The organism is Streptosporangium sp. DT93 (genome assembly GCF_049844535.1).
Lineage (GTDB): Bacteria > Actinomycetota > Actinomycetes > Streptosporangiales > Streptosporangiaceae > Streptosporangium.
Window position 1 is genome coordinate 202989 of record NZ_JBNCLF010000008.1, and the last position, 19924, is coordinate 222912.

The 19924-nt window shown below is 71.2% G+C and carries 26 protein-coding genes; 10 read left to right on the forward strand and 16 right to left on the reverse strand.

What is annotated here, in order from left to right:
• The first annotated feature begins 232 nt into the window (after positions 1-232).
• From ACLQ2R_RS19575 to ACLQ2R_RS19620, 10 genes are all read left to right on the forward strand, one after another.
• Positions 233-766 (forward strand): hypothetical protein, encoded by a 534-nt coding sequence (locus ACLQ2R_RS19575; RefSeq protein WP_425961420.1) that lies wholly within the window; start codon positions 233-235, stop codon positions 764-766.
• Positions 763-990, forward strand: a complete 228-nt coding sequence (locus ACLQ2R_RS19580; RefSeq protein ID WP_425961421.1) for a hypothetical protein — start codon at positions 763-765, stop codon at positions 988-990. Before ACLQ2R_RS19575 ends, ACLQ2R_RS19580 begins: the two co-directional genes overlap by 4 nt.
• Positions 987-1229 (forward strand): hypothetical protein, encoded by a 243-nt coding sequence (locus ACLQ2R_RS19585; protein ID WP_425961423.1) that lies wholly within the window; start codon positions 987-989, stop codon positions 1227-1229. The genes ACLQ2R_RS19580 and ACLQ2R_RS19585 overlap by 4 nt, the downstream gene beginning before the upstream one ends.
• Positions 1230-1566: 337 nt before the next feature.
• Positions 1567-1986: a hypothetical protein gene (locus ACLQ2R_RS19590; RefSeq protein WP_425961425.1), complete on the forward strand. Its 420-nt coding sequence runs from the start codon at positions 1567-1569 to the stop codon at positions 1984-1986.
• A complete protein-coding gene (locus tag ACLQ2R_RS19595; protein ID WP_425961426.1) occupies positions 1983-2261 on the forward strand; it encodes a hypothetical protein in 279 nt (92 codons plus the stop codon). The genes ACLQ2R_RS19590 and ACLQ2R_RS19595 overlap by 4 nt, the downstream gene beginning before the upstream one ends.
• Positions 2254-2598: a hypothetical protein gene (locus tag ACLQ2R_RS19600; RefSeq protein WP_425961428.1), complete on the forward strand. Its 345-nt coding sequence runs from the start codon at positions 2254-2256 to the stop codon at positions 2596-2598. Before ACLQ2R_RS19595 ends, ACLQ2R_RS19600 begins: the two co-directional genes overlap by 8 nt.
• The gene (locus ACLQ2R_RS19605) at positions 2595-3074 is read left to right on the forward strand and encodes a helix-turn-helix domain-containing protein (protein ID WP_425961430.1); all 480 of its coding nucleotides are present in this window, start codon (positions 2595-2597) and stop codon (positions 3072-3074) included. Before ACLQ2R_RS19600 ends, ACLQ2R_RS19605 begins: the two co-directional genes overlap by 4 nt.
• Complete coding sequence (locus ACLQ2R_RS19610) at positions 3049-3921, forward strand: E3 binding domain-containing protein (RefSeq protein ID WP_425961432.1); 873 nt, start codon at positions 3049-3051, stop codon at positions 3919-3921. The genes ACLQ2R_RS19605 and ACLQ2R_RS19610 overlap by 26 nt, the downstream gene beginning before the upstream one ends.
• A 69-nt stretch (positions 3922-3990) precedes the next feature.
• Positions 3991-7953, forward strand: coding sequence for a hypothetical protein (locus tag ACLQ2R_RS19615; RefSeq protein WP_425961433.1), 3963 nt, complete (start codon positions 3991-3993; stop codon positions 7951-7953).
• On the forward strand, positions 7950-8255 hold the full coding sequence (locus tag ACLQ2R_RS19620) for a hypothetical protein (protein ID WP_425961435.1): 306 nt from the start codon (positions 7950-7952) through the stop codon (positions 8253-8255). The genes ACLQ2R_RS19615 and ACLQ2R_RS19620 overlap by 4 nt, the downstream gene beginning before the upstream one ends.
• 794 nt (positions 8256-9049) lie before the next feature.
• Here the strand turns inward: ACLQ2R_RS19620 and ACLQ2R_RS19625 are convergent.
• From ACLQ2R_RS19625 to ACLQ2R_RS19700, 16 genes are all read right to left on the reverse strand, one after another.
• The gene (locus ACLQ2R_RS19625; RefSeq protein ID WP_425961437.1) at positions 9050-9502 is read right to left on the reverse strand and encodes an NUDIX domain-containing protein; all 453 of its coding nucleotides are present in this window, start codon (positions 9500-9502) and stop codon (positions 9050-9052) included.
• Positions 9503-9552: 50 nt separating this feature from the next.
• Entirely contained in the window at positions 9553-10551 is a 999-nt protein-coding gene (hemC, locus tag ACLQ2R_RS19630) for a hydroxymethylbilane synthase (RefSeq protein ID WP_425961438.1), read from the reverse strand.
• A 189-nt stretch (positions 10552-10740) separates the two neighbouring features.
• A complete protein-coding gene (locus ACLQ2R_RS19635) occupies positions 10741-11370 on the reverse strand; it encodes a hypothetical protein (protein WP_425961440.1) in 630 nt (209 codons plus the stop codon).
• Complete coding sequence (locus ACLQ2R_RS19640; protein ID WP_425961441.1) at positions 11367-11711, reverse strand: hypothetical protein; 345 nt, start codon at positions 11709-11711, stop codon at positions 11367-11369. The genes ACLQ2R_RS19635 and ACLQ2R_RS19640 overlap by 4 nt, the downstream gene beginning before the upstream one ends.
• 95 nt (positions 11712-11806) lie before the next feature.
• A complete protein-coding gene (locus ACLQ2R_RS19645) occupies positions 11807-12997 on the reverse strand; it encodes a helix-turn-helix domain-containing protein (RefSeq protein ID WP_425961443.1) in 1191 nt (396 codons plus the stop codon).
• Positions 12998-13144: 147 nt separating this feature from the next.
• The gene (locus ACLQ2R_RS19650) at positions 13145-13408 is read right to left on the reverse strand and encodes a hypothetical protein (RefSeq protein WP_425961444.1); all 264 of its coding nucleotides are present in this window, start codon (positions 13406-13408) and stop codon (positions 13145-13147) included.
• Positions 13409-13675: 267 nt separating this feature from the next.
• Complete coding sequence (locus ACLQ2R_RS19655) at positions 13676-15700, reverse strand: hypothetical protein (RefSeq protein WP_425961445.1); 2025 nt, start codon at positions 15698-15700, stop codon at positions 13676-13678.
• The gene (locus ACLQ2R_RS19660; protein ID WP_425961447.1) at positions 15700-16086 is read right to left on the reverse strand and encodes a hypothetical protein; all 387 of its coding nucleotides are present in this window, start codon (positions 16084-16086) and stop codon (positions 15700-15702) included. Before ACLQ2R_RS19660 ends, ACLQ2R_RS19655 begins: the two co-directional genes overlap by 1 nt.
• Positions 16083-16319, reverse strand: coding sequence for a hypothetical protein (locus ACLQ2R_RS19665; protein WP_425961449.1), 237 nt, complete (start codon positions 16317-16319; stop codon positions 16083-16085). Before ACLQ2R_RS19665 ends, ACLQ2R_RS19660 begins: the two co-directional genes overlap by 4 nt.
• Before the next feature lie 314 nt (positions 16320-16633).
• On the reverse strand, positions 16634-16780 hold the full coding sequence (locus ACLQ2R_RS19670) for a hypothetical protein (protein ID WP_425961450.1): 147 nt from the start codon (positions 16778-16780) through the stop codon (positions 16634-16636).
• Positions 16777-17226 carry a transcriptional regulator gene (locus tag ACLQ2R_RS19675; protein ID WP_425961451.1) on the reverse strand — a complete coding sequence of 150 codons (450 nt, stop codon included), beginning with the start codon at positions 17224-17226 and terminating at the stop codon, positions 16777-16779. Before ACLQ2R_RS19675 ends, ACLQ2R_RS19670 begins: the two co-directional genes overlap by 4 nt.
• Entirely contained in the window at positions 17223-18395 is a 1173-nt protein-coding gene (locus tag ACLQ2R_RS19680) for a DUF2637 domain-containing protein (protein WP_425961453.1), read from the reverse strand. Before ACLQ2R_RS19680 ends, ACLQ2R_RS19675 begins: the two co-directional genes overlap by 4 nt.
• A gap of 106 nt (positions 18396-18501) precedes the next feature.
• Positions 18502-18711 carry a hypothetical protein gene (locus ACLQ2R_RS19685; RefSeq protein WP_425961455.1) on the reverse strand — a complete coding sequence of 70 codons (210 nt, stop codon included), beginning with the start codon at positions 18709-18711 and terminating at the stop codon, positions 18502-18504.
• Between the two features lie 46 nt (positions 18712-18757).
• On the reverse strand, positions 18758-19075 hold the full coding sequence (locus tag ACLQ2R_RS19690) for a hypothetical protein (RefSeq protein ID WP_425961456.1): 318 nt from the start codon (positions 19073-19075) through the stop codon (positions 18758-18760).
• Positions 19072-19410 carry a hypothetical protein gene (locus ACLQ2R_RS19695; RefSeq protein WP_425961457.1) on the reverse strand — a complete coding sequence of 113 codons (339 nt, stop codon included), beginning with the start codon at positions 19408-19410 and terminating at the stop codon, positions 19072-19074. Before ACLQ2R_RS19695 ends, ACLQ2R_RS19690 begins: the two co-directional genes overlap by 4 nt.
• Entirely contained in the window at positions 19407-19763 is a 357-nt protein-coding gene (locus ACLQ2R_RS19700) for a hypothetical protein (RefSeq protein ID WP_425961459.1), read from the reverse strand. Before ACLQ2R_RS19700 ends, ACLQ2R_RS19695 begins: the two co-directional genes overlap by 4 nt.
• Positions 19764-19924: the final 161 nt, after the last annotated feature.

A 19924-nucleotide genomic window follows, 5' to 3' on the forward strand; every position in this document is an offset into this window, starting at 1 on the left:
GCCCCATGAAGCAGGGTGTTGCAGGGTTTAGCAGGGTTTGTTTTGAGGTCTTACACATGCGCATGCACACGCGCACGCACATGAGCGTGATTTCTCAACAAACCCTGCAAAGCCAGCTAAAGCCTGCAAGGAGGCTTCTACCTGCGGAGACGCGTGCAGGGTTTAGCGCCGAGACGCCACCCCAAACCCTGCACTCAAACCCTGCAAACCCTGCAGCCCCTGGAGACACCCCGTGAATCTCGCCCTCGCTCTCGACGACCTGCTCGGCCACCCCGACCTCGCCCGCGTCGTGGAAGACGCCCGCACCCACACCGAAGCCGCCGGGTACGGGTGGCTCCTCGACCAGGCCGGCGCCGCCACCCAGCACACCCAGCGCATCCTCGCCGCCATCGCCGCCGAAGGAGGCGGCGACCTCCTGCCCGTCACCTTCACCCAGCACCCCGACTGGGTGCGGCTCGGACTCCTCGACAGCCTCGCCACCTGGATCACCGGCCAGAGCAGCACCTGCCTTCACGGCCCGGACCCCATGCGGCCGCAACCCGTCGTGGCCGCCGCGTGGAAGCCGGGCCTGATCGTGTGTACGGCGTGCGTCCGCCTGCTGAGCCTGCGCAAGGGGTCGCCGAAGGATCGGACGTGCGACGGCTGCGGGACGGTCGTCCCCGACACGGGTGACATCTGGGCGAACGCCACCAGCTACGGCGAGTTCGTCTACCGGTTCGGCGTCTGCGACGGCTGCCGGTACTGGCCCGTCCCGGCCGCCGCGTGACCGTCAACGCCGCGATGGCCGGCCGCGCCTACCTGATCGCCGAGCAGGCCCGCCCCGGCACCCTCGCCCGGCGGGCCGCCGGATCGGTCTCCATCGCCTACGCCACCACCCGCACCCCCGACCACGCCCGCCAGATCCTGGCCAGCCTCGGCGCCGAACTCCGACAGGAGTGCCTCGACCTGGCCGACCAGCTCACCACCCAGATACAGGAAGAAGGATCATGACCAGCTTCGCGAACAGCACCCCCGTGGCCGCACAGGATCTGTCCTGCCAAGGCCTCGCCCTCGTCGACGCCGACGGCGGCCGGCCCGGCGCCGGAACCCCCACCTTCCACGGCCAGCTCGTCGACGGCTACCCGCAGGAGATGGAGCGCCGCGGCAAGGCTCACGTCTTCGGCTGCGAGGCGATCGGACACCGCGCCGCCCCCCAGGTCGAGCAGCCGGGTGAAGGGCCGGCCAGGTGACGACGCGGCCAGGCCCGGCGCATCCAACCTGCGCCGGGCCCGGCCACCCCCACCATCCCACAACCCGCCGCGGCGCCCATGAGGTCTCAACGCCCATGAGGTCCCGCCCCGACGACCCGCCCAACAGGCCCGCACTGGGTGTGCGAGCCGCTGATGATGCCCGTTTCTGATGTGGAGGAGAGCTATGAATATCGGCCCGCGGTTGAAGGGTGAGCAGTGTACGGCGACGAGTAAGTCGACCGGTGAGCGGTGTCAGCGCCGGACGGTGGGGGGCGGGGTGTGCCGCTATCACGGTGGCGCGGCGTCTCAGGTGGCGGCGGCCCGGGAGGCGCGTGTCGTGGTGTTGCAGGCGAATGCGGGGGCGCCGTCGGTGGCGGTGCGGGATCCGGCGGCGGCCTTGTTCGGTGCCGCTCAGGATGCTGATGAGGTCGTGCAGCGGCTCAAGCTGACGATCGCCGAGCTGGGCCAGTTGGACGCGGCGTCGTTGGAGGCGTTCGGTGCTTGGTTGGATCGGGTCAGCCGCTTGTCGAAGGCTGTGCTGGATTCGGGTGCTCATAAGCATCAGGTGTCGATCAGCGAGCAGCAGGGCGTGATGTTGGCCGAGGTGATCCGCCGCTCCTTGGACGCGCACCGCGGCCGGGTGTTGGAGGTGCTTGGCGACTCATCGGAGGCCGACACGATCCGCCGTCGGTGGCCGAGATGGACGGAGGAGATTGTTCCGGCGGCGATCGAGGCGGTTGCGGGAGTTCAGCCGTGACCGGTGAGCCGCTGTCGAGCGCTGAGGTTCTTGACCGGGCGGTGTTCGCCCTCGAGCTGGCGGCTCACGCCCATGTGCCGGATCTGGCGTTGAGTACGATCCGCGCCGGGTTGCAGGACCTGGACTCCGTCGACGTGGCCCGGGTTGCCGCCTGCCTGGCGTTGCAGGCGGTGCGGGGCCGGGCGCCGGCGGAGGTCGCCGCCTGGTTGGAGACCCTCACCCTTGAGCACCTGGCCCTGCTCGACGCGCCGCCGGGGGCGGGGTCTGGTGGCTGAGGTGCGGCGGCTGGTGGGCCGGAACGTGGACGGCGAGGACGTCTTCCACGACGGCCGCGGCCGGGTGGTGGCGGTCGGGGGGACGCGGGCGGTGGCCCGGGTGCGTCCGATGGCGCTGCTCGCCCCGGTGCCGTCTTGGGCTCGCCTGCTGCAGCCGCACGTCGAGGTTGCGCAGGGCGAGGACGGACGGCTGCTGTGTGAGTCGCATTGCGGCCGGTGGCGGTCGCGGGCGGAGCTGGTCGCGTTTGAGAACGCGTGTCCGATCGGGTTGACGTTGCGGCCGGGCGCGCTGCGTCCGCTGCCGGATTCGGGGCCGCCGGCGGGGAGGTCGTGGTGAGCGAGGCGGGCCGGCCGTGGGTGGAGCTGCCGGGCGGCGGCGTGTTCATCACGGGCCCGGCGCTGGCGTTCACCGCCCGCGCGGTTCGGGCCCAGATTCGGGCGGCGGCGCTGGACGGGATCGCGCCGCCGCCGATGCTGCGGGAGTACCTGCAAGCCCTCATCCACCAGGCGGCTTCCGTAGCCGGAAGTGCGGAAGTTCCGGCTGATGCTGCCGTGTCACCTTCGGCGCGGGTTGGGCCCATCGCAGCACCTCAGGATGCTCCTCCTTCGCATCTTGTCGGTGCCGGCTCTGCGGCGGCGTACCTCGAGATCACGACTCGCGGCGTGCGGGATCTGTGCTCTCGGGGTGCGTTGCAGGCCACGCGGGTTGCGGGCTGCTGGGTGATCGATTGGGCCGACCTCGAGGAGTACGCGGAGCGCCGCTCCGCCCGACGGGTTGGCAGGTCGCATGACGGAGAAGCCGAAGACCGGTAACGCAGGTTCCGCCCCCCAGATGCCAGCGGGGGAGGTTGCGAAGGTCGCCGCTCGCCTCAACGTCGACATGTCGAAGATCCCCGGCACGGGCCCGGGCGGCGCGGTGCGGTACGTGGACGTGCTGCAGGCCAGCCGCCAGGCCGCGGCGAAGCTGGCGGATCAGGCTCGGCTGCTGAACGTGGATATGGCGACGGTGCAGGGCACCGGGCCGAACGGGCAGATCGTGTACGAGGACATCATCCGGGCCCGCGCCGCCCGCCCGGCGAACCCGCAGGCGGCGAGCACTCCGAAGGCGACGGCGAAGCGTCGGCTTCCCCGGGTGGACGCGTCCCGTAACCCGCTGGTGGCCGCCGCCCAGGCCGGGGCGGGCGCCGCCCACCTGGACGCGTACGCGCAGATGCCGCCCACCTTGTTCGCGTCGGGGGACCTGCCGCCGTTTACCTCGAGCGGCATCGACCCCTCCGCGCTGCTGAGCGTGCCCTGGTATGCCCGGCATGCGATCGCCGGGGAGACAGACCGGGGTAAGGCTGCGGAGCTTCTGGAGGCGTACAGCGGCCCGGATGGGGACGTTGCCGCGCAGGCCGACGCGGTCAGCAGCCATGCCGGCAACCACGACTACCGGTTGCGGGTCGACGAGTGGCAGATGGCCGCCGGTCAGCTCTCCTCGTCGGCGGAGTGGGAGAAGTACCACCAGCAGGTTGCGGCCGCATCCGCCCCGGATCCGCGGCCGGTGGACGAGCTGTCCGGTGATGAGGTGTACGACCGGCTGTTCGATCCGGTGGAGCAGTGGAAGCAGCAGGTTCAGGCGAACCGTGGCGGCCCGGCCCGGCCGGGAGGGCGTCGATGAGCGGGCCGCGGCGTGACGTGGCCGGCGCGTACATCAGCCTGATCGCCGAAGTCTGAGCCGGGGGCGATCGTGGTCGCGCTGGCGGAGGCTTTCGTCCGCGTGCGCGCCGACACCAGCGGTGTTCGCGGCGACGTACGCAAGGGTTTCGATGACGCCGGGTCGGCTGCCGGCAACGACTTCGGCCAGGCTTTCTCCCGCGACGCGCGGGGGCGGCTGCGCGATGAGCAGGGCCGGTTCATCGCTGAGGGGCGCAGCCTGGGCGGCGGTGCCGGTGAGGGCTTCACCGATGGTTTCGCCCGGTCGGCGAAGGCAGACCCGGGGCGGCTCGGATCCATGCCCGACTTCTTCGGCGAGGGCTTCCGACTGGGGGATGCCGCCGGTGATGGGTTCGGCAAGGGGTTCGGTGACCGGCTCAGCGGTGTTGGTGCTGTCGCGGCCCGCGCCCTCGACGCGATCACCCCCCGCCTCGGCGGCCTGGTCGGCGGCCTGGGGTCGGCGACCGGCGCGGTGGGCGGCCTGGTATCTGGGATCGGCCGGCTCGCGGCCACGGCTGGCGTGTTCTCCACCCTGGCCGCTGGTGCGGGTGCCGCTTCCGTTCAGATCGCTGGTCTGGTGTCTGCGCTGGCCCCGGCCGCGGGTGCGCTCGCGGCTCTGCCGGGCGGCATCCTGCTGGGCGCCGCCGCGATGGGCACCCTCAAAGTCGCCTTGGCCGGGGTGGCGGACGGCTTCGCCGCCGCTCTGACCGGCGACGTCGACAAGTTTTTGGACGCGATCGTCGACATGACTCCGGCCGCCGCCAACGTGGCCTACGAGCTGTTCCAGATGAGCGGCGCTTTCCAAGGCTTGAAGAACGACGTGCAGTCTGCGCTGTTCACGCCGCTGATCGGCCAGCTGTGGAACCTCCTGCCCGCGATCGGCGCGGTCCGGGAGGGCATGGTCGGCGTGGCCGGCGAGTTCAGCCGGGGCGCACTGGAGCTCATCGACTTTGCACGGCAGGGCGAAACGCTGTGGGCGATTGAGTCGATCTTCATCTCTCTGCGTGAGTCGCTCGCCGCCATGCTGCCCGCCCTGCAGCCGCTCCTGGAGGGGTTCCGCGACTTGGGCGTGGTCGGCGCGGGCTGGTTGGCCCGCCTGGCGCCCGGCATCGCCGAGGCCACCGAGCGCTTCGGCCGGTTCATGTTCCACGCCGCGGCCAGCGGCCAGGCGCTGGAATGGATGAACAACGCGCTGGCCGTGTTCAAGCAGCTGGGCGCGATCCTCGCCGACCTGGGCGGCATCATCTCCGGCGTCTTCGGCACGATGGCCACCGCCGGCGTCAACACGCTCGGCGTGCTCGGCCAGCTGCTGGACGCAGCCAACGCGTGGGTGCATTCGGCGGCCGGTCAGAGCGCGCTGATCGCCGTGTTTCAGGCGCTGGCGGACACGGGCCGGGCCCTGGTGCCCGTCATCCAGGCCATCGCCGAAGGCATCGGCGCGCTGGCGCCGACCGTGGCGTCTCTGGCGACCGCGGTCGGCCCGATTCTCACCTCCGCCATTCAGGCGCTCGTGCCCGCTCTGCTCGCGGTCGTGCCGGGCGTGTCCGCTGTCATCTCGGCCATCGGCTCCGCGGTGCAGGCCATCGGGCCTGCTCTGGTGCCGCTCGCGCAGACCGTTGCCGCTGCGCTGGGCGCGGTTGCTCCGCTGTTCGCGGCGATCGGTGCCGCCGCGGTGGCCATGCTGCCGGGCATCTCCGCTGCCATCAGCGGTATCAGCGCTGCGGTCGGCGGGTTGGCACCTGCTTTGGCGCCGCTGGGGGCGACGATCGGCTCCGCGCTGTCGTTGATCACACCGCTGTTTACCGGGGTTGGTCAGGCGGTGTCGGCGCTGCTGCCAGGCATTTCGTACGCGGTTGAGGGGATCGGCGCCACGGTGGGTGCTCTGGCGCCCGCTCTTGCTCCGGTAGGTGCGGCGATCGGTGCCGCCCTGTCGACGGTCACCCCGCTGTTCGCCGCGATCGGGCAGGCGGTCACGGCGCTGCTGCCCGGCGTTGGTGCAGCCATCGGCGGTATCGCCGCCGCCGTCAGCCGCCTGGCACCCGCCTTGAAGCCGATCGGCGCCGCGATCGGCAACCTCCTCGACACGCTCGCACCGGTGTTCGCTCAGCTCGGTTCGGCGATCGCCGCGATTCTGCCCGGCGTCACCGCCGTCATCGGCGGTATCGCCCGCTCCGCGTCCGCTGTGGGGCCCGCCCTGGTGATGCTCGGCCAGACCGTCGGCGCCGCCTTCCAGGCTCTCACTCCGCTGATCGCGCAGGTCGGTCCGGCGATTGCTGCGCTGGCGCCGGGTATCGCCGCGATGATCACCGGGTTTTCGCAAGCGTTCGCCGCGCTGACTCCGGCGCTGGTGCCGATCGGCCAGGCCATCTCTTCCATCCTGGTGGCGGTGTCACCGCTGCTGCCGGTGATTGGCCAGCTCGCCGCCCTGATCGCCACCAGCCTCGCTGCTGGGGTGCAGGCGGTTCTGCCGTCTCTGCAGGGGCTGGTCGCCTCCATCGGTCAGGCGCTGCTGGCGCTGGCGCCCGTCGTCCCGCTGATCGCGCAGCTCGCCGCCACCGTGATCAACTCCCTGGTGCCCGCCCTGGCGCCGCTGCTGCCGCAGCTCGCGGTTTTGATCACCAGCCTGGTGCAGGGGCTGATGCCCGTGTGGACGCCGATGATCGCGCTGATCGGGCAACTCGCCGGGCAGATCGGCCAACAGCTCGTCGGGGCGCTGTCGCAGCTACTGGGCTCCCTGCTGCCGGTGCTGCCGGTGCTGGCCGGTTTCGCCCAGCAGCTGATCACCAACCTGGCGCCGATCCTGCCGACGCTGGCGACCGCGATCCTGCAGGTGGTTCAGGCGCTGCTGCCGCTGCTGCCCGCGGTGGCTCAGGTCGCGGTCGTCATCGCCGGTCAGCTTACGGCGGCGATTCAGCAGATCGCCCCCTACCTGCCGGAGCTGGTGGCCTCGTTCGGCAATCTCCTCGTGCAGCTGCTGCCGCTGGTTCCCCCCCTGCTGGAGCTGGCCATTGCGTTGCTGCCGCTGATCCCGGTGGTGACGGACATCATCCGGCTGCTGGGTGATCTGGTGAAGGCGGTGATGCCCGCCCTGATCGCCGGTCTCAAGCTGCTCGTCGAGGACGTCGTGAAGCGGGTCGCAGCATTCAAGGCTTCGTGGGACGACTTCTACAAGGCGGCCAAGGACGCGCTCAAGTGGGTCACGGAGAAGATCGAAGAATTCGTGGCCTGGCTGCCTTCCTTCGCTGCGCGCGCGGAGAAGTGGATTCGCGAGACCAGAGACGGGGTGATCGCCCGGTTCAACGACATGGTCGACTGGATCAAGGGCCTGCCCGGCAAGGTCTTCGGCGCGGTGTCTGACCTCGGCGGTTTGCCTGCCCGGGTGAGCGGTTGGTTCGGCGAGATGAAGGACTCCGCGATCCGCAAGGCGGGTGAGCTGGTCGACTGGCTGCGCAGCCTGCCCGGCACGATCATGGGCGTCTTCAACAGCCTGGGCGGGCAGCTCGGCACGATCGGCCACAACATGGTCATCGGCCTGTGGAACGGGTTCGTCAACACGTGGAACTCGTTCATGGGGATGCTGGGAAACCTGTTCTCCGGCATGGTCGGCTGGCTGCGCAGCATCCTCGGCATCGCCAGCCCCAGCAAGGTGTTCGCCGCGATCGGCAAGGAGTTGCCCGCCGGCATGGCGGTCGGCATGGACGGCGCCGCCGGCCTGGTGACGGCGGCTGCCGGGCGGCTCGCTGACGCCGCGCACCTCGACCTGACCGGCGGGTCACTGGCGCTGTCCCCGTCCTACAGCGCGCCGACGTTCGCCGGGGCGTTCAGCGGCCCCGCCGGCGGCCAGGCCGGAAGGTCGGCGGCTGAACCGCGCACCCTGGTGATCGAGAACCTGCATATCAACGGGGTGCTCGACTTCTCCGAACCGAGCAGCGCGCGGCGGACCGTGCAGCGGCTGCGCGAAGAGCTGCGCAACCTGGACCGGGAGACATACTCATGACCGCCGCCCTTTCCACCGTCACCTTTGACGTGCGCGCCGGCGTGCTGGGGGTGGACGGTGCGCGGGTCGCCTGCCCGCACTGCGGGGAGCGGGACCGGTTCACCATCCGCGTCGTCCCCGACGATGCCGGCGAGGCGCCGGTGTACGTGCGCTGCTGGCGGGATCACCTGTGGGCGGAGTCGGCGCTGCCGCGCCGCGTGTTCGCCGAGCTGCTGGCCCGGGTGGCGGCGGAGGATCCGGCAGCGTGGGCGGAGCTCAACCGGGTGTTGGCCGAGCGGGGCTCGTTCACGGTGGGCATGTAGGGGATCGAGGCGCCGGGCCGGTGTTGAGGGTGTCACCGCTGACACCCTCAAACCGGCTACTCGTTCCCGCAGCTCACAGGAGGGGGAACGAAACGTTCCCCCTCTCTGACCTGGGCGGAGGGACAGCCTGTCCCTCCGCGGCCGGACCGGCAGAGGGGCGCGGCGACCCTCCGCGTCCTGCGTCAACCACGGGTCTCCGGCCCGTGGTTGCCCACAACCTGCGCTGCCCTCTGGGCAGTCCAGGCCGACGACCTGCCTTCCCTCGCAACCGTGGCAGTCCCGGCCACCGTTGCCCGTCCTCGTCGAGGTGGTTTGCGATCTTCAGGGTGACGGTCGCAGATCGGTGCCCGCGATGAAACACTCGCCGCTCATGGGTGCGGCGGAAGTGTCACATCCGCCGCCGACGTGCGCCGCGGTGCGCATGCCCCCGCGTCCGTAGACACGACCGACGTGGCCGGCGTCTCAGAACTGAGACACGGCGGCCAGCGTGTCAGGCCTGACACGCGTGGAAGAGGTGCCAACTGTCCGATCTGCCCGACTTCCCGGATCCGGGAAACCGCGTCGACCAGCGCAGTCCCGGGAGAGCGTGAACATGCTGGCGGCCCGCACCCCTCCGGATGCGGGCCGCCACCACGGCCGGTGATGCGACGACGCCAGGCCGAGACGCCGCCCCGGTCGCATCTACCCCCGCGGGCGGTTGGCCTGTCCCTCAACGGCCGGTCGCCTCCACGGGGGAGCCAGCAGCGTCAGGTCACCGTCGTCTTCGCGCACAGGGTTGGAGGGATCGGCAAGGGTCAAGGCATTACCGTCCGTTCGCGTATCGAGCCGGGATCCTGGTCGATGTAGTGGCCTGGGCCGTGCAATTCGGCCTCGGTGAGCCGTTCGGCGATCAGCGGGTGAAGCTGCGCGGTCGCACGATGCGCGGGGGCGAGCTGCCAGGCGTCGACTTCGCTGGTCTGCAGGGTGATCGCTCTCAAGTCCTGCCAACGGACGGTGCGGGTGCTGAACACGAAAGCGATCCGGTCGCGGCGGCCGGTGTTGCCGGCCGGTACCCATGCGACGGTGATGAGGCGTTCGACGTGCAAGCTCAGACCGGTCTCCTCGCGAGCTTCGCGGGTCGCGGCGGCGGCCGGGCTCTCGCCGTGGTGGGCGCGCCCTCCGGGGAGTTGCCAGCGGTCGCGGTCGCGGGTGGTCCGCAGGATGAGCCACCGGCCCACCTCGTCGAGCACGAGGAGGTGGGCGGTCACAGCACAACCGTACGGATCGTCTGCGGGGACGGGCCGTGGGTCCGGGCCGGTCACTTCCGGGTGGCGGTGATCAGGTTGCGGGCGCCCTGGTGGAGCAGGTCGGCGGCGACGCGGGCGCCGAGGGTGGCGGGGTCGGAGTGGTCTCCCCAGGCGTGGGAGCGGGCGAAGGCGCTGCCGTCGCGGTTGAACACCATGCCGAACAGGCTCATCTTGCCGTCGGGGGTGGTGGAGGCGTGTCCGGCGATGGGGCTGTTGCAGTGGCCGAACAGCATGTGGAGCATGGTCCGCTCGGCGAGGATGTGGCGGGCGGTCGGCGGGTGGTTGAGCTCGTCCAGGACCCGCATGACGGGGGTGTCACTGCTGCGGGCCTGGATGCCGATGACGCCGGCGCCGATGGGCGGCACCATCGACACGACGTTCTCGTCTGCGGTGTGGAACTCCAGGGGAAGGGTCTCGTGATGCCGGTCGAGCAAGCCGAGACGGATCAGGCTGGTGCGGCCAAGGATCAGTGCGGCGTACTTGCTGCCGTCCTCGTCGAGTTTGGCCAGGCGGGTGTCGACGTTGCCGCGGATGCGTTCGGTGCGCAGGTCGGGCCGGTGGATGCTGAGCTGGGCGCGGCGTCGTACGGAGCTGGTGCCGATGAGTGATCCGGCGGGCAGGTCGGCCAGGGGGACGCCGTCGCGGGTGACGACGACGTCGTGGACGTCGTCGCGGGGCAGGTAGGCGCCGAAGGAGGTGCCTTCGGCCAGGGGTACATCGCCGGGGACGTCCTTCATGCAGTGCACGGCGATGTCGATCCGGCCTCCGGTCAGGGCACGGTCGATCTCCTTGCTGAAGGCGCCTTTGCCGCCGATCTCGGCGAGGTCGCCGGGCCACAGGTCGGCGGTGACCTGGATGGGCGTGATCTCGATGGGGACCCCGGGGGCGAGCCGGGCGATCAGGGCGGCGACGTGGTCGGCCTGGGTTCTGGCCATGGTGGAGGTGCGGGTGCCGATCCGCAGCGGGGTTTCGGTGAAGCGGTTGTGGAGGATCTCGGTCAGAGCACTCACGTTGACTCCTCAGTAAGGGGGTTACTACACGCGGTAGTCGCTTATCGGTGGGCAGCGCCCTGGAGGAAGGCGCTGGCAGAGGGCATCATTCTCGCGATCGGTGCCCGCGCCCCGGATTTTGGGGCGGCCGGGTGGGGCTTAACCCCGCGGGCGGCCCCCAGTGCCACCACACCACCGCCCGCGGGGAGCTCAGTCCCGGCCCGCCGTCTGGAGGTCATACACCCGGACGATGAGCTGGGTGGCCAACGCGTAGGGGATCAGCGCCTCCTCGCTCAGGCCGACCTCGACGCTGTACTCACCCGTCGGCACCGCCCGCCCGCCCTGGCCAGGCACGAACATGTCGGCCAGCACCGCGGCGGGTTCGGCGCGGGCGACGGTGCACACCGTCGAGGAGATGTGCAGCTGCGGGCACGTGGCCAGCGCTTCGGGAATGCACGCCGAGCAGGTGGGCGGGGCGCTGGTGAGGCCGCCGGCGGAATCGTCGGGGAGGGTGCGGAACGCGGTGGCGGTCATGATCCACGGGATGCGGCCGGTGGCCGGATCGGTGGCCACCCCGCCGCACACCTGGCACAGCAGCCGCTCCATGCACCGCCACTGGCGCAGCGTGTTGAGCTTGCGCCACTGCGGGGCCCCGCGCCGGTTGTTCAGCACCCGGGCGCGCAGCACGCCGCGCACCACGTCGCCGCGGCGCGGATCGTCGTAGGCGAGCCGCGGCCCTGCGAGGGGGCGCTGGGTGAACCACAGGGGTTGGGGTGCGGCCTCGTCGGCGTGGGCGATGACGTAGGGGACGCGCAGCGCCGTCGGCGCGGCGGCCGTCACCGTGCCGTCCCCTGTTCGGCGGTCTCGTCCGCCCAGGAGATGCCGGCGAGCATCAGGTACGCGTCTTCGATCGTCGGCTCACGGTCTCCGCGCTGCTGCCGTCCGGCCTGTTCCACCGCCTCGAGCTGCTGACACAACCCGGCCGGGTCGGGGGCGTGCAGGGTGCGCGAGCACGAGCATCCCGAGATGCGGCACGGGCCGGTGCCGTACCACCACACGCCCGCCCGCCAGATGCGCCACGGCGGAAACTTCCGGCCGATGTGCAGCGCGAGGGCGCGGGCCTGCTCATCGGTCAGCAACAGCGGCGAGGCCAGGCTGTCGTACGGTGGAGCATCCAACATGGTCTTCGACCTCCCACAGTCGCGTCACGTTCGGTGGCGTGACGGACACGGTAGGTCTGGGTGACAGGCGTGTTGTTTCCGTTCGGAAACCCTTGTCAGATCAGGTTCATGCGCCATGCCAGGCCGCGCAGATCACGACCTCCCGCCCGGTCGAGCATGGCCGCGACCAGCTCGCGGATCAGCGGATGGTTGTGGACCTGCGTCGGGGAGAGCCGCTCGGCCTTCTTCAACTCCTGCACAGCGTCGGCGCCCCGGTCGAGCATCGCGTGGGCGCGCGCCTTCTCCACATGCAGGGCGGCCCGCCTGTTGTCCGACGCCAGCGCCCGCGGGTTGACGTTCTTCGCGTACTCCAGAGCGTTGCCCGGCTTCCCGGCTTCCACGGCCAGGGAGGTGCGCCACACGCCCACGTTGGCGATGCCGAACAGCTCGAAGGCGTCGGAGGCGTCGCCCAGCGGCTGGGCGAGCCGGGCGGCTTCCCGCGCCTGGTCGTCGGCGCCTCGGTGGTCGCCCTGGATCTCGCAGGAGAGGGCGGCGCTCAGCCTCAGCATCCCGTGCACCTGGTGGGCGAACGGGTCATCGCCGATGTGCGGCTCCACCTCGTCGGCGATCCGGGGAGCAATCATGAGGGGTTTCGGCTTGTTCGCCGAGCTGCGGGCGTGCGCCCGACCGTAGGCGGCGGCTCCACGCCAGATCGGATCGCCGAGGAGGTCGGCTGCCTGCTGCCCGCGTTCGCCGCTGATGTAGGCGAGGTTCGTCTCGCCCAGGTGGCGGAGCATGCACGCCCCGTCGGATCCGCAGGCCAGCACGAGTAGTTTCAGAGCTTCGCTCTTGTCGGGCTCGGTGTCGGCGGCTGCGTGGACGTACAGCTCACCAATCAGCGCGGGCAGCAGGCGGGACATGGTCGCGTAGTCGCCATGGCGGAGGGCCATATCCGCCTGGTCCAGGTCGGCGCGCAGGAGTTCGACGGGCCGGGCCGGGATGTCCGGCGGGTCGTCGGGGGCGGCGTCCATGAGGATCCGCTGCAGCGGCACGAGGTTGTAGTGACGTCGTTCCGGTCGCACCTCGGGGGCGGGCCCGCCGAGCAGGAAGTCCGCGGACACCTGCAGCGCCTCGGCGAGCGCTGCGATGTCCGAGCGGCGCTCCAGCCGGACCCGGCCGTTCTCGATTTTGCTGAGCCACCCTTTGGACCGGCCGACGAGTCCGGCGAGCGCTTCCAGGCTGATGCCCCTGGCGCGGCGGGCGGCGCGGACGTTCTCGCCGATGGTCATATCCGGACGAAGGTCCATCGTGTTACCGTCCTGATCAGGCTCTGCACGGTTTCTGAGGCGTCGACACCCTCAGGCTACGGTGCAGGGCCTTCATCATGCGAGGAACGCAGCAGAGAGCCCCGGCGCCGGGCGGCGACCGGGGCTCTTCGCGTGCTGGCACATCCCTTATGGCAGGCATGCCGGATACGAGTCGCCGATCGAACAGGCGTTGCGCTGGGCGTTGCTCGCGTCCACGTAGACACGTGGCCCGTTCTTCGGCTTCACCACGAGCCTCCACCCTTGCCGGTCGACGACCTTCCCGGACGGGCCGTTCGGGGCGTCGTAGTAGCGGTTGCCGCGGTCGTCGACCACGGTCGGCGTGTCACAGCCGGTGGCTACCAGGGCGGCGGCGAGGGCGAGCGCGGCGACGATGAGACGTCGATTGATCATGTGTTCTCCCATAGCGGGTCGTAGCGTGCGAATGGGTCTGGCACCCCTCGCGGAGGGGTGGGGGTGCCGCGTGTGAGGGGGTTACAGGTCAGAGGGGGTGCCACACGTCGTGGCACCCCTGCGTTGCACCCCCGTGGCACCCGGCGTGGCAGGGGGTGGCACCCGGGGCGTGGCACCCCGTGGCGGCAAGATCAAAAACCTTTCGGGCTTCTCCCCGCGCGCAGCCGTACGAGGGAGGGCCCGACCCCGGCCGGGCCCCGCCGGCGGCTACCCGATGTTCGGCCGCTCCGCCATCACATACCGCTGCTCGCCCTCGTCGTAGCCCAGCACCCCGGCCTCCACCAGACGCTTCAACTGCTTCTGCGCCCACGCCCGGCTCATGTCCGTCGACTCCCACAACGGCCTCAGATCCCGTGTGGCGAAGTCCCGGGCACCCTCATCCCACAGACCGTGCAAATGCGCCAGGAGAGCCGCTCCGCGCTCCGCAGCCGTCATCGACACGGCAGGCGGGGTGAACTCCCACTCCGGGTCGTCCGGGTCGTCACGGATCGGGTCGTCGAGCCCGGCCTGGACGGTCGGGTCAGGGTCGTCGATGGTCTGATACTCGGCCGCCACGTTGCGCACCTCCTCATCATCGTCTTCGCCGTCCTGGCCGTCGACGGCCGCCGCGGGCTGCTCCACGTCGCCCTCGAGCGCCTGGCCGCCGCCGGGCAGCCGGGACAGGGCGGCCGTCCCTGCGTCGACCTTCTTCGCTGCGGCCGGCCACGCGGCGGCGTGCGCCCGCATCTCGGCGTTCGCCCGCTCGTCGTCGATCTGCTCGCCGACGCACCCCCACGCGTAGGTGCGGTTCGGCATCGCGATCCGCTCGTCCGGGATGCTGGGCGCGTCCAGGTAGGCCATGCCGGGCTGCTTGTTCGACCACAGCTCCGGGCGGGCGTTCGCGTCCTGCTGCGCGTCCGACAGGCCGAACGACGCGTCGGCCGAGTTCTCGACGCCGAAACACATCTTCGCGAGCTGGCCGCGCGCGAGGGTCGGCATCTGCGTGTAGTCCGAGCGCTGCAGCGACAGGACGACGGTGCCGCCCGCGCTCCGGATGGCCTTGAGCAGGCTCAGGAAGTCGTCCATCTCCTTGTCGCTGAGCAGGTCGAGGATGTCGGGGCACTCCTCCAGCCACAGCACCCAGTACGTGAGGCCGCATCCCTCCTTCCACTTCTGCAGGCCCATCGCGGCGAGCTGGTCGGTGCGCTCCTTGACCTTGGCCTGCATCTCCCGGATCAGCGCCTTCGCCCCGGCCTTCGACGTTTCGAAGCGGTGCAGGGATTCGGCGAGCGGGCCGAGCGTCTGCTCGCCCTTCGTGACGTCGATCGCGAACACCGCCGCGTCGTGCCGGGTGACGATCTCGGCGATGTAGTTCCACGCCCCGCCGATGCTCTTGCCCGATCCGGTCTGCCCCATGACCTGCACGTGGTGACCCACGATGATGTGCGCCACCTCGTCGAGGTCCTGCCACAGGCCGGGCCGCAGCGGCTTGGCGATCGACTCACCCGGCCGGGACGGGCCCGGCCACGGGATCGGGCGCTTCATCACCCGCGGATCGGAGACGGTGATCTTCGCCTTCGACGCGTCGTCGGGGTCGATCGAGGCGGTGATGGAGCCGGGCGGCAGGCCGATCCCCGATTCGATGTACGGCACCTTGCGCTGCAGATCCTCGGCCGTCTGCTTGCCCTGTTCGAGCTGGACGGCGCCCTCGACCTTGTGCGCGGTCGCCGCGGTGGTCTTGGCCTCGATCGCCATCCCAGCCCGCTCCGCACCCTGGCCGAACAGGGCACTCAGCGGGTCGGCGGCCACCGCGGCGACGTCGATGCCCTTTAGGCGGATGACGGAGCGGATGTTCCACGTCAACGCGAGGGTGAAGCCGCCGATGAGCATCAGCCGGCCGGTCACCACCGTCATGGGCCCGTTGATCGTGGCCGCGGTCACCCACAGGCCGCACAGCAGCATCGTCAGCGTGGTGTGGACGCGCCCCCAGGTGCCGCGGGCGTGCGACTGCCCGTAGGTGACCGCGGTCAGCACCAGCACCGCCGCGGCGAGGAGGAACACCGTCCAGGCGACGACGTCGGGGTCGTCGCTGTCGAGGATGAAGTGGAACGCGGAGCCGACGCCGAGGGTGAGCAGCCCGACCAGCCACGGCCCGCCCAGCACGATCGCCTTCGACACCTCCCGGGCGGCGACCTTCGCCATGCTGGATTCGTCGACGACGGCGAGTTCCTTCGTGCTCGCACGGCCGGCCATCAGACGTCATCCCAACGGAACTCCGAGCGCTTCTCTGGCTTCGCCTGCGGCAGCACGTCGATGAACTCCTTGCGGAACTGGGCGTGGAACTTCACCAGCTCGACCCCGGCCGCGCGCTCGAGCTCGGCGGCGCGCTTCAACCGACGGACGACGCGGCGGGCCCGCATGCGGACGTCGGGGGCGCCGAGCACGGCGAGCAGCGGGTTGCCCTTGAACGACCGGATGAGCACCGCGTACAGCTCGTCAGCGCCCATCTGGAACTCGCCGTGCATGTCTCGGCACAGCGCCCGCCCGACTTGGGCGTACTCGGTGATGGCCTTCGGCCCGCCCCAGGGGATGTTGGACAGTTCGGGGATCCGGGCCCGTCCCGGCCTGTCGGTGGTCATCGCTGGTCTTCCTCGTCTTCGGTGTCTTCGATGACGTCGCCCTCGGCGACGTGGTTTTTGCCGGTGCGGTAGGCGTCGCCGATGATTCGGGCGACGTCGCGGGCGTCGTGGCGGAGCGGCCGGGCGCCGACGGCCGCGGCGAGCAGGTCGTCGGCGGCGGCCAGCAGCAGGCGGAGTACGGCCCACAGCCCCGCCCAGATGCTGGGGCGGGGCGGGGTGCTTTGGATGGTCACCGGCCACCTCCGGCGGCGAACCGGGTGGGGCGGTAGTCGTCTGCCCAGCGACCGCCATCACTTCGGGAGATGCCACAGTGATGGGCGGCCTGGCCCGCCCCTGTCCTCCGGAGCATTTTCGGGACTTGCCGAAAATGATCGTGAGCTGCGAACTCTCTCCGGGCGGGGGCGAGTCGCGGGGGCTCGCCGGGGCGGCGGTTGTGGTGGATCATGGGGTTCTCCACTTCGGTTGGAGACCCGCCCCCGGACCTGCTTTCGACGGTTGATCCGGGGGCGGACCTGGTTTCAGAGGGCGGCGGGACGCCGGCGGATCGTCACAGTCCCGGCCGCTTGAGGTAGTGGATGGTGAGCATGCGGTTGACGTGGTAGATCGCGGAGACGAGCTCCCAGCCGTCGGCGCCGAGCGTGGTCAGCTCCGACTCGGTGAGGCTTTCTCGGACGAGGTACTCCCAGCGGGTCATGCCGCACCTCCGGCGATGATCAGGGCAGCCACGAAGAGCCACAGGTGGTGCCATGCCTGGTCGAGGGCGTGAGCGCCGGATCCGAGGTGGTCGGCGCCGAGCCGGTAGAAGTCGCCCTTGCCGATGCGCTCGGCGAGGCGGGCCAGCGTGGTGCGCCGGTCGGCCCAGTAGTGCGAGGCGGCGTCGACGAGCAGGCCGGCGCACAGCCACGCCCCGTCGAGGCGCAGGCCGGTGGCGAGCATGACCGCGCCGATGGCGACCGCCTTGGTGAGGGTGAGGGTGGCCACGTGCTTGGCGCACGCCCACCGTCCGGCCCGGCCGGGGGCGCCCTTGGTGAGCGCCTGGTGGTGGGTCTGCACCCAGATGTCGCCCACCGAGTGTGCGGCGAACAGGGCGATGAACACCGCGGCGAACGCGGTGAGCGCTCCGATGGGCTCGACCGTCATGCCGCACCGCCCGCCGGGCCGCGGCCGTTCGTCGAACCGTTGACGGCCCAGCCCTGCACCGCCTCGGGGGTCATCAGCGCCTCGTGGCGCATCGCGGTGATCCGCCGGCGGAGCGCCTCGTCGGCCTGCTCGTCGTCGTCGGCCGACTGCTGCGGGTCGGGCATGTCCCACACCCTGCGGATGAGGAACTTGCCCGTCTCGGTGAGCCTGGCCGCGTCCAGGTCGGCCTCGGTCGGCGGGTTGTCCTTCGTGAACTCGCCAGCGAGCGACAGCGCGTTCCGCGCCTTCTCCTCGTCGGTCATCTTCGCCGCGGGCGGCACGGCGGGCGCCTCCGGGACGGGCGCGGGCGCCTCCGGCGGGGCGGGCGGAGCGAACTCCTGTGCCACCGCGTCGAGGATCTCCACCGCCTCCCGAATCTCGATGCCCCACCGGTCCGCCAGCGCCCGCCGACCCGGCACCCGCCGACCCACCCGGTGAGCGTCCTCAACCACCAGCCGTGCCGCCTCGAACCGGTCGGCCGCCAGCACCGGCACCTCGACCTCAACGGGCACTTCGACCGGCACGTCCCGGTACACCACCCGCTCCACCACCTCCGGCGCGGCCGGTTCCGCGTCGCGGCGGGCGTTGCGCACCAGCCACATCAGCAGCTCGTACGCGCCGACGAAAGCGACCGGTGCCAGCGCGCTGAGCAGGCGTGATCCGGTGCCGCCGTCCCAGCCGTGTGCCACGTTGGAGGCGAGGGTCACCAGGCCGCCCAACGCGAGCGCGACCTTGGCCAGGACCGGCACAGGCAGGCCGCGGCGTGAGCAGTAGAGGATCACCAGGGAGGCCATGACGATCACCCCGTCGGACATGGCCGGGTACAGCATCGCCTCGACACGCTTCTCTCCGAGGTCGATGGCCAGGCCGTAGAAATGCTGGTACGACACGTAGGCCGCGGCGGCGGCGACGAGCAGCAGCACGGCCACCGCGACGCCGAGGATGACCCGCTCCCCGCCCGCCGGTGTGCCGGTGCTCGGCGCCGCCTTCGGGACCGTCTTCGGGGCCGGCACGGGTCGGGGGCTGCGGCGGGTCAGGCGGGCGGTGAGGCGCTCCCGGAAGCGGCGCTGCGGCGGCTGCTGTGCCGTCTCCCGCGTCGTCTCGGCGGCCGGTGTGGAAGGGTGCTTCATCAGATCCTTCTCCTGTTCGTGCAGGGGCGGGGTTGAGGCCCCGGGCCGGCGGTGAGGTCGCCTGGCCCGGGGCCGGTTCATGAGGGTCAGGTACGGCTGTGCGGCGTCACCGCTCCGGCAGGAGGGTGAAGGCGGCGGCGCGGGCCTCCCTCCCGCGGCGGATCTGCTCGAGCCGCTCCCGCGTGTAGGGCTGGTCGTCCGCCTTGGTGGGGTCGGGGTGGTAGAGCTGCGACTCGAGGTAGGTCCGGGCGGTGGCCTCGTCGGGGGTTCGGACGGTGCGCTCGCCCTTGTCCGTGGCGAAGGTGTAGCGGGGCATCAGTTGCCTCCCTGAGGGGTGCTGGTCTGGAGCTGCTCGGCGGGGTTCACAGGGTGCGTCCGAGCTCGTCGAACGAGGTGGACAAGCGGGCCGCGACGGCGGCCAGGTCCTGGACGTCGATGGCGGCGAGCAGGTCGCCGACGTCCGCCGCCGCCTCCGGCCGCCACTCCAACGTGCGCTTGCCGGTGCCGGTCGAGTGGATGACGCACACCCTCGGGTTCTCCACCACGCCGCCCCGCTCGGTCTGCAACCAGACGATGGAGAGGTTGGTGAAGTCGGTTTGCGCGCCGTGCACGATCGGCTGCACGCCGGGCGTGTGCGTCTGGGTGCACCAGGGCGGGCACGGCTTCGGCTGGCCGCTCATCGGTCGCCTCCCGCCAGCCAGAACAGGCTGATCAGGGTGGCGGTGAAGTCGGCGCGGCGCTCCCCGATCAGCGCGGTGATCAGATCGCCGATGTCGGCGGCGTCCGAGGGCGGCATCTCCCACACCCGCACCCGGCCGGCCGCGGTGAAGCGGATCCGCACCAGCGGTTCGCCAAGGATCCCGCCGTCCTCGGACTGCAGCAGGGAGACGCGGATCGTGGCCGGGGTGGCGGCCTCGTCGAGGGCGGGCCCGTCGAACGGTTTGAGGTCGAGGCGGTGACCCACCGCCGGGGCGTCGTGGGTCTGCTGGCACCAGGCGGGGCAGGAGGTGGTCACGACTCACCGCCCAGGGTGGCGGCGCCGCGGGTGAGGGCGGCGATGAAGTCGGCCATGGTGTGGGTGGTGAGCATCGCGAGCACGTCGGCGAGCTGGGCGGCCTGCACGTGGGGGATGTCGAGGATGGTGTCCGGGCCCGGGTTGGTCGACGGCCCGTAGTGGATGCGCAGCACGGCCGGGCCGAACACGTCGGCGTCTTCGATCTGCAGCAGGTTGACGGCGATGAAGGCGGCGCCCAGGTCGATGGTGTCGACGTCGGCGGCGTGCGCGCGCCGGATGCTGTCGGGGTGGCTGTTGCGGCACCAGACGACGGGGCACCGCCGGGGGGCGGGGTTGGGTACGGTCGCTTCCACGATCACATCTCCTGTGTGAGCAGGGGCGGATGGTCGAGGCGCCGGGGGGGGGGGTGCCCCCCCGGGGTGGGCCCCCCCCCCCCGCGCCCCCCGGCCCCCGGCCCCCCGCGGCGGGGGCCCCCCGGCCGCGCCGAGCTGCCGGGACACCCGCGCCTCACCAC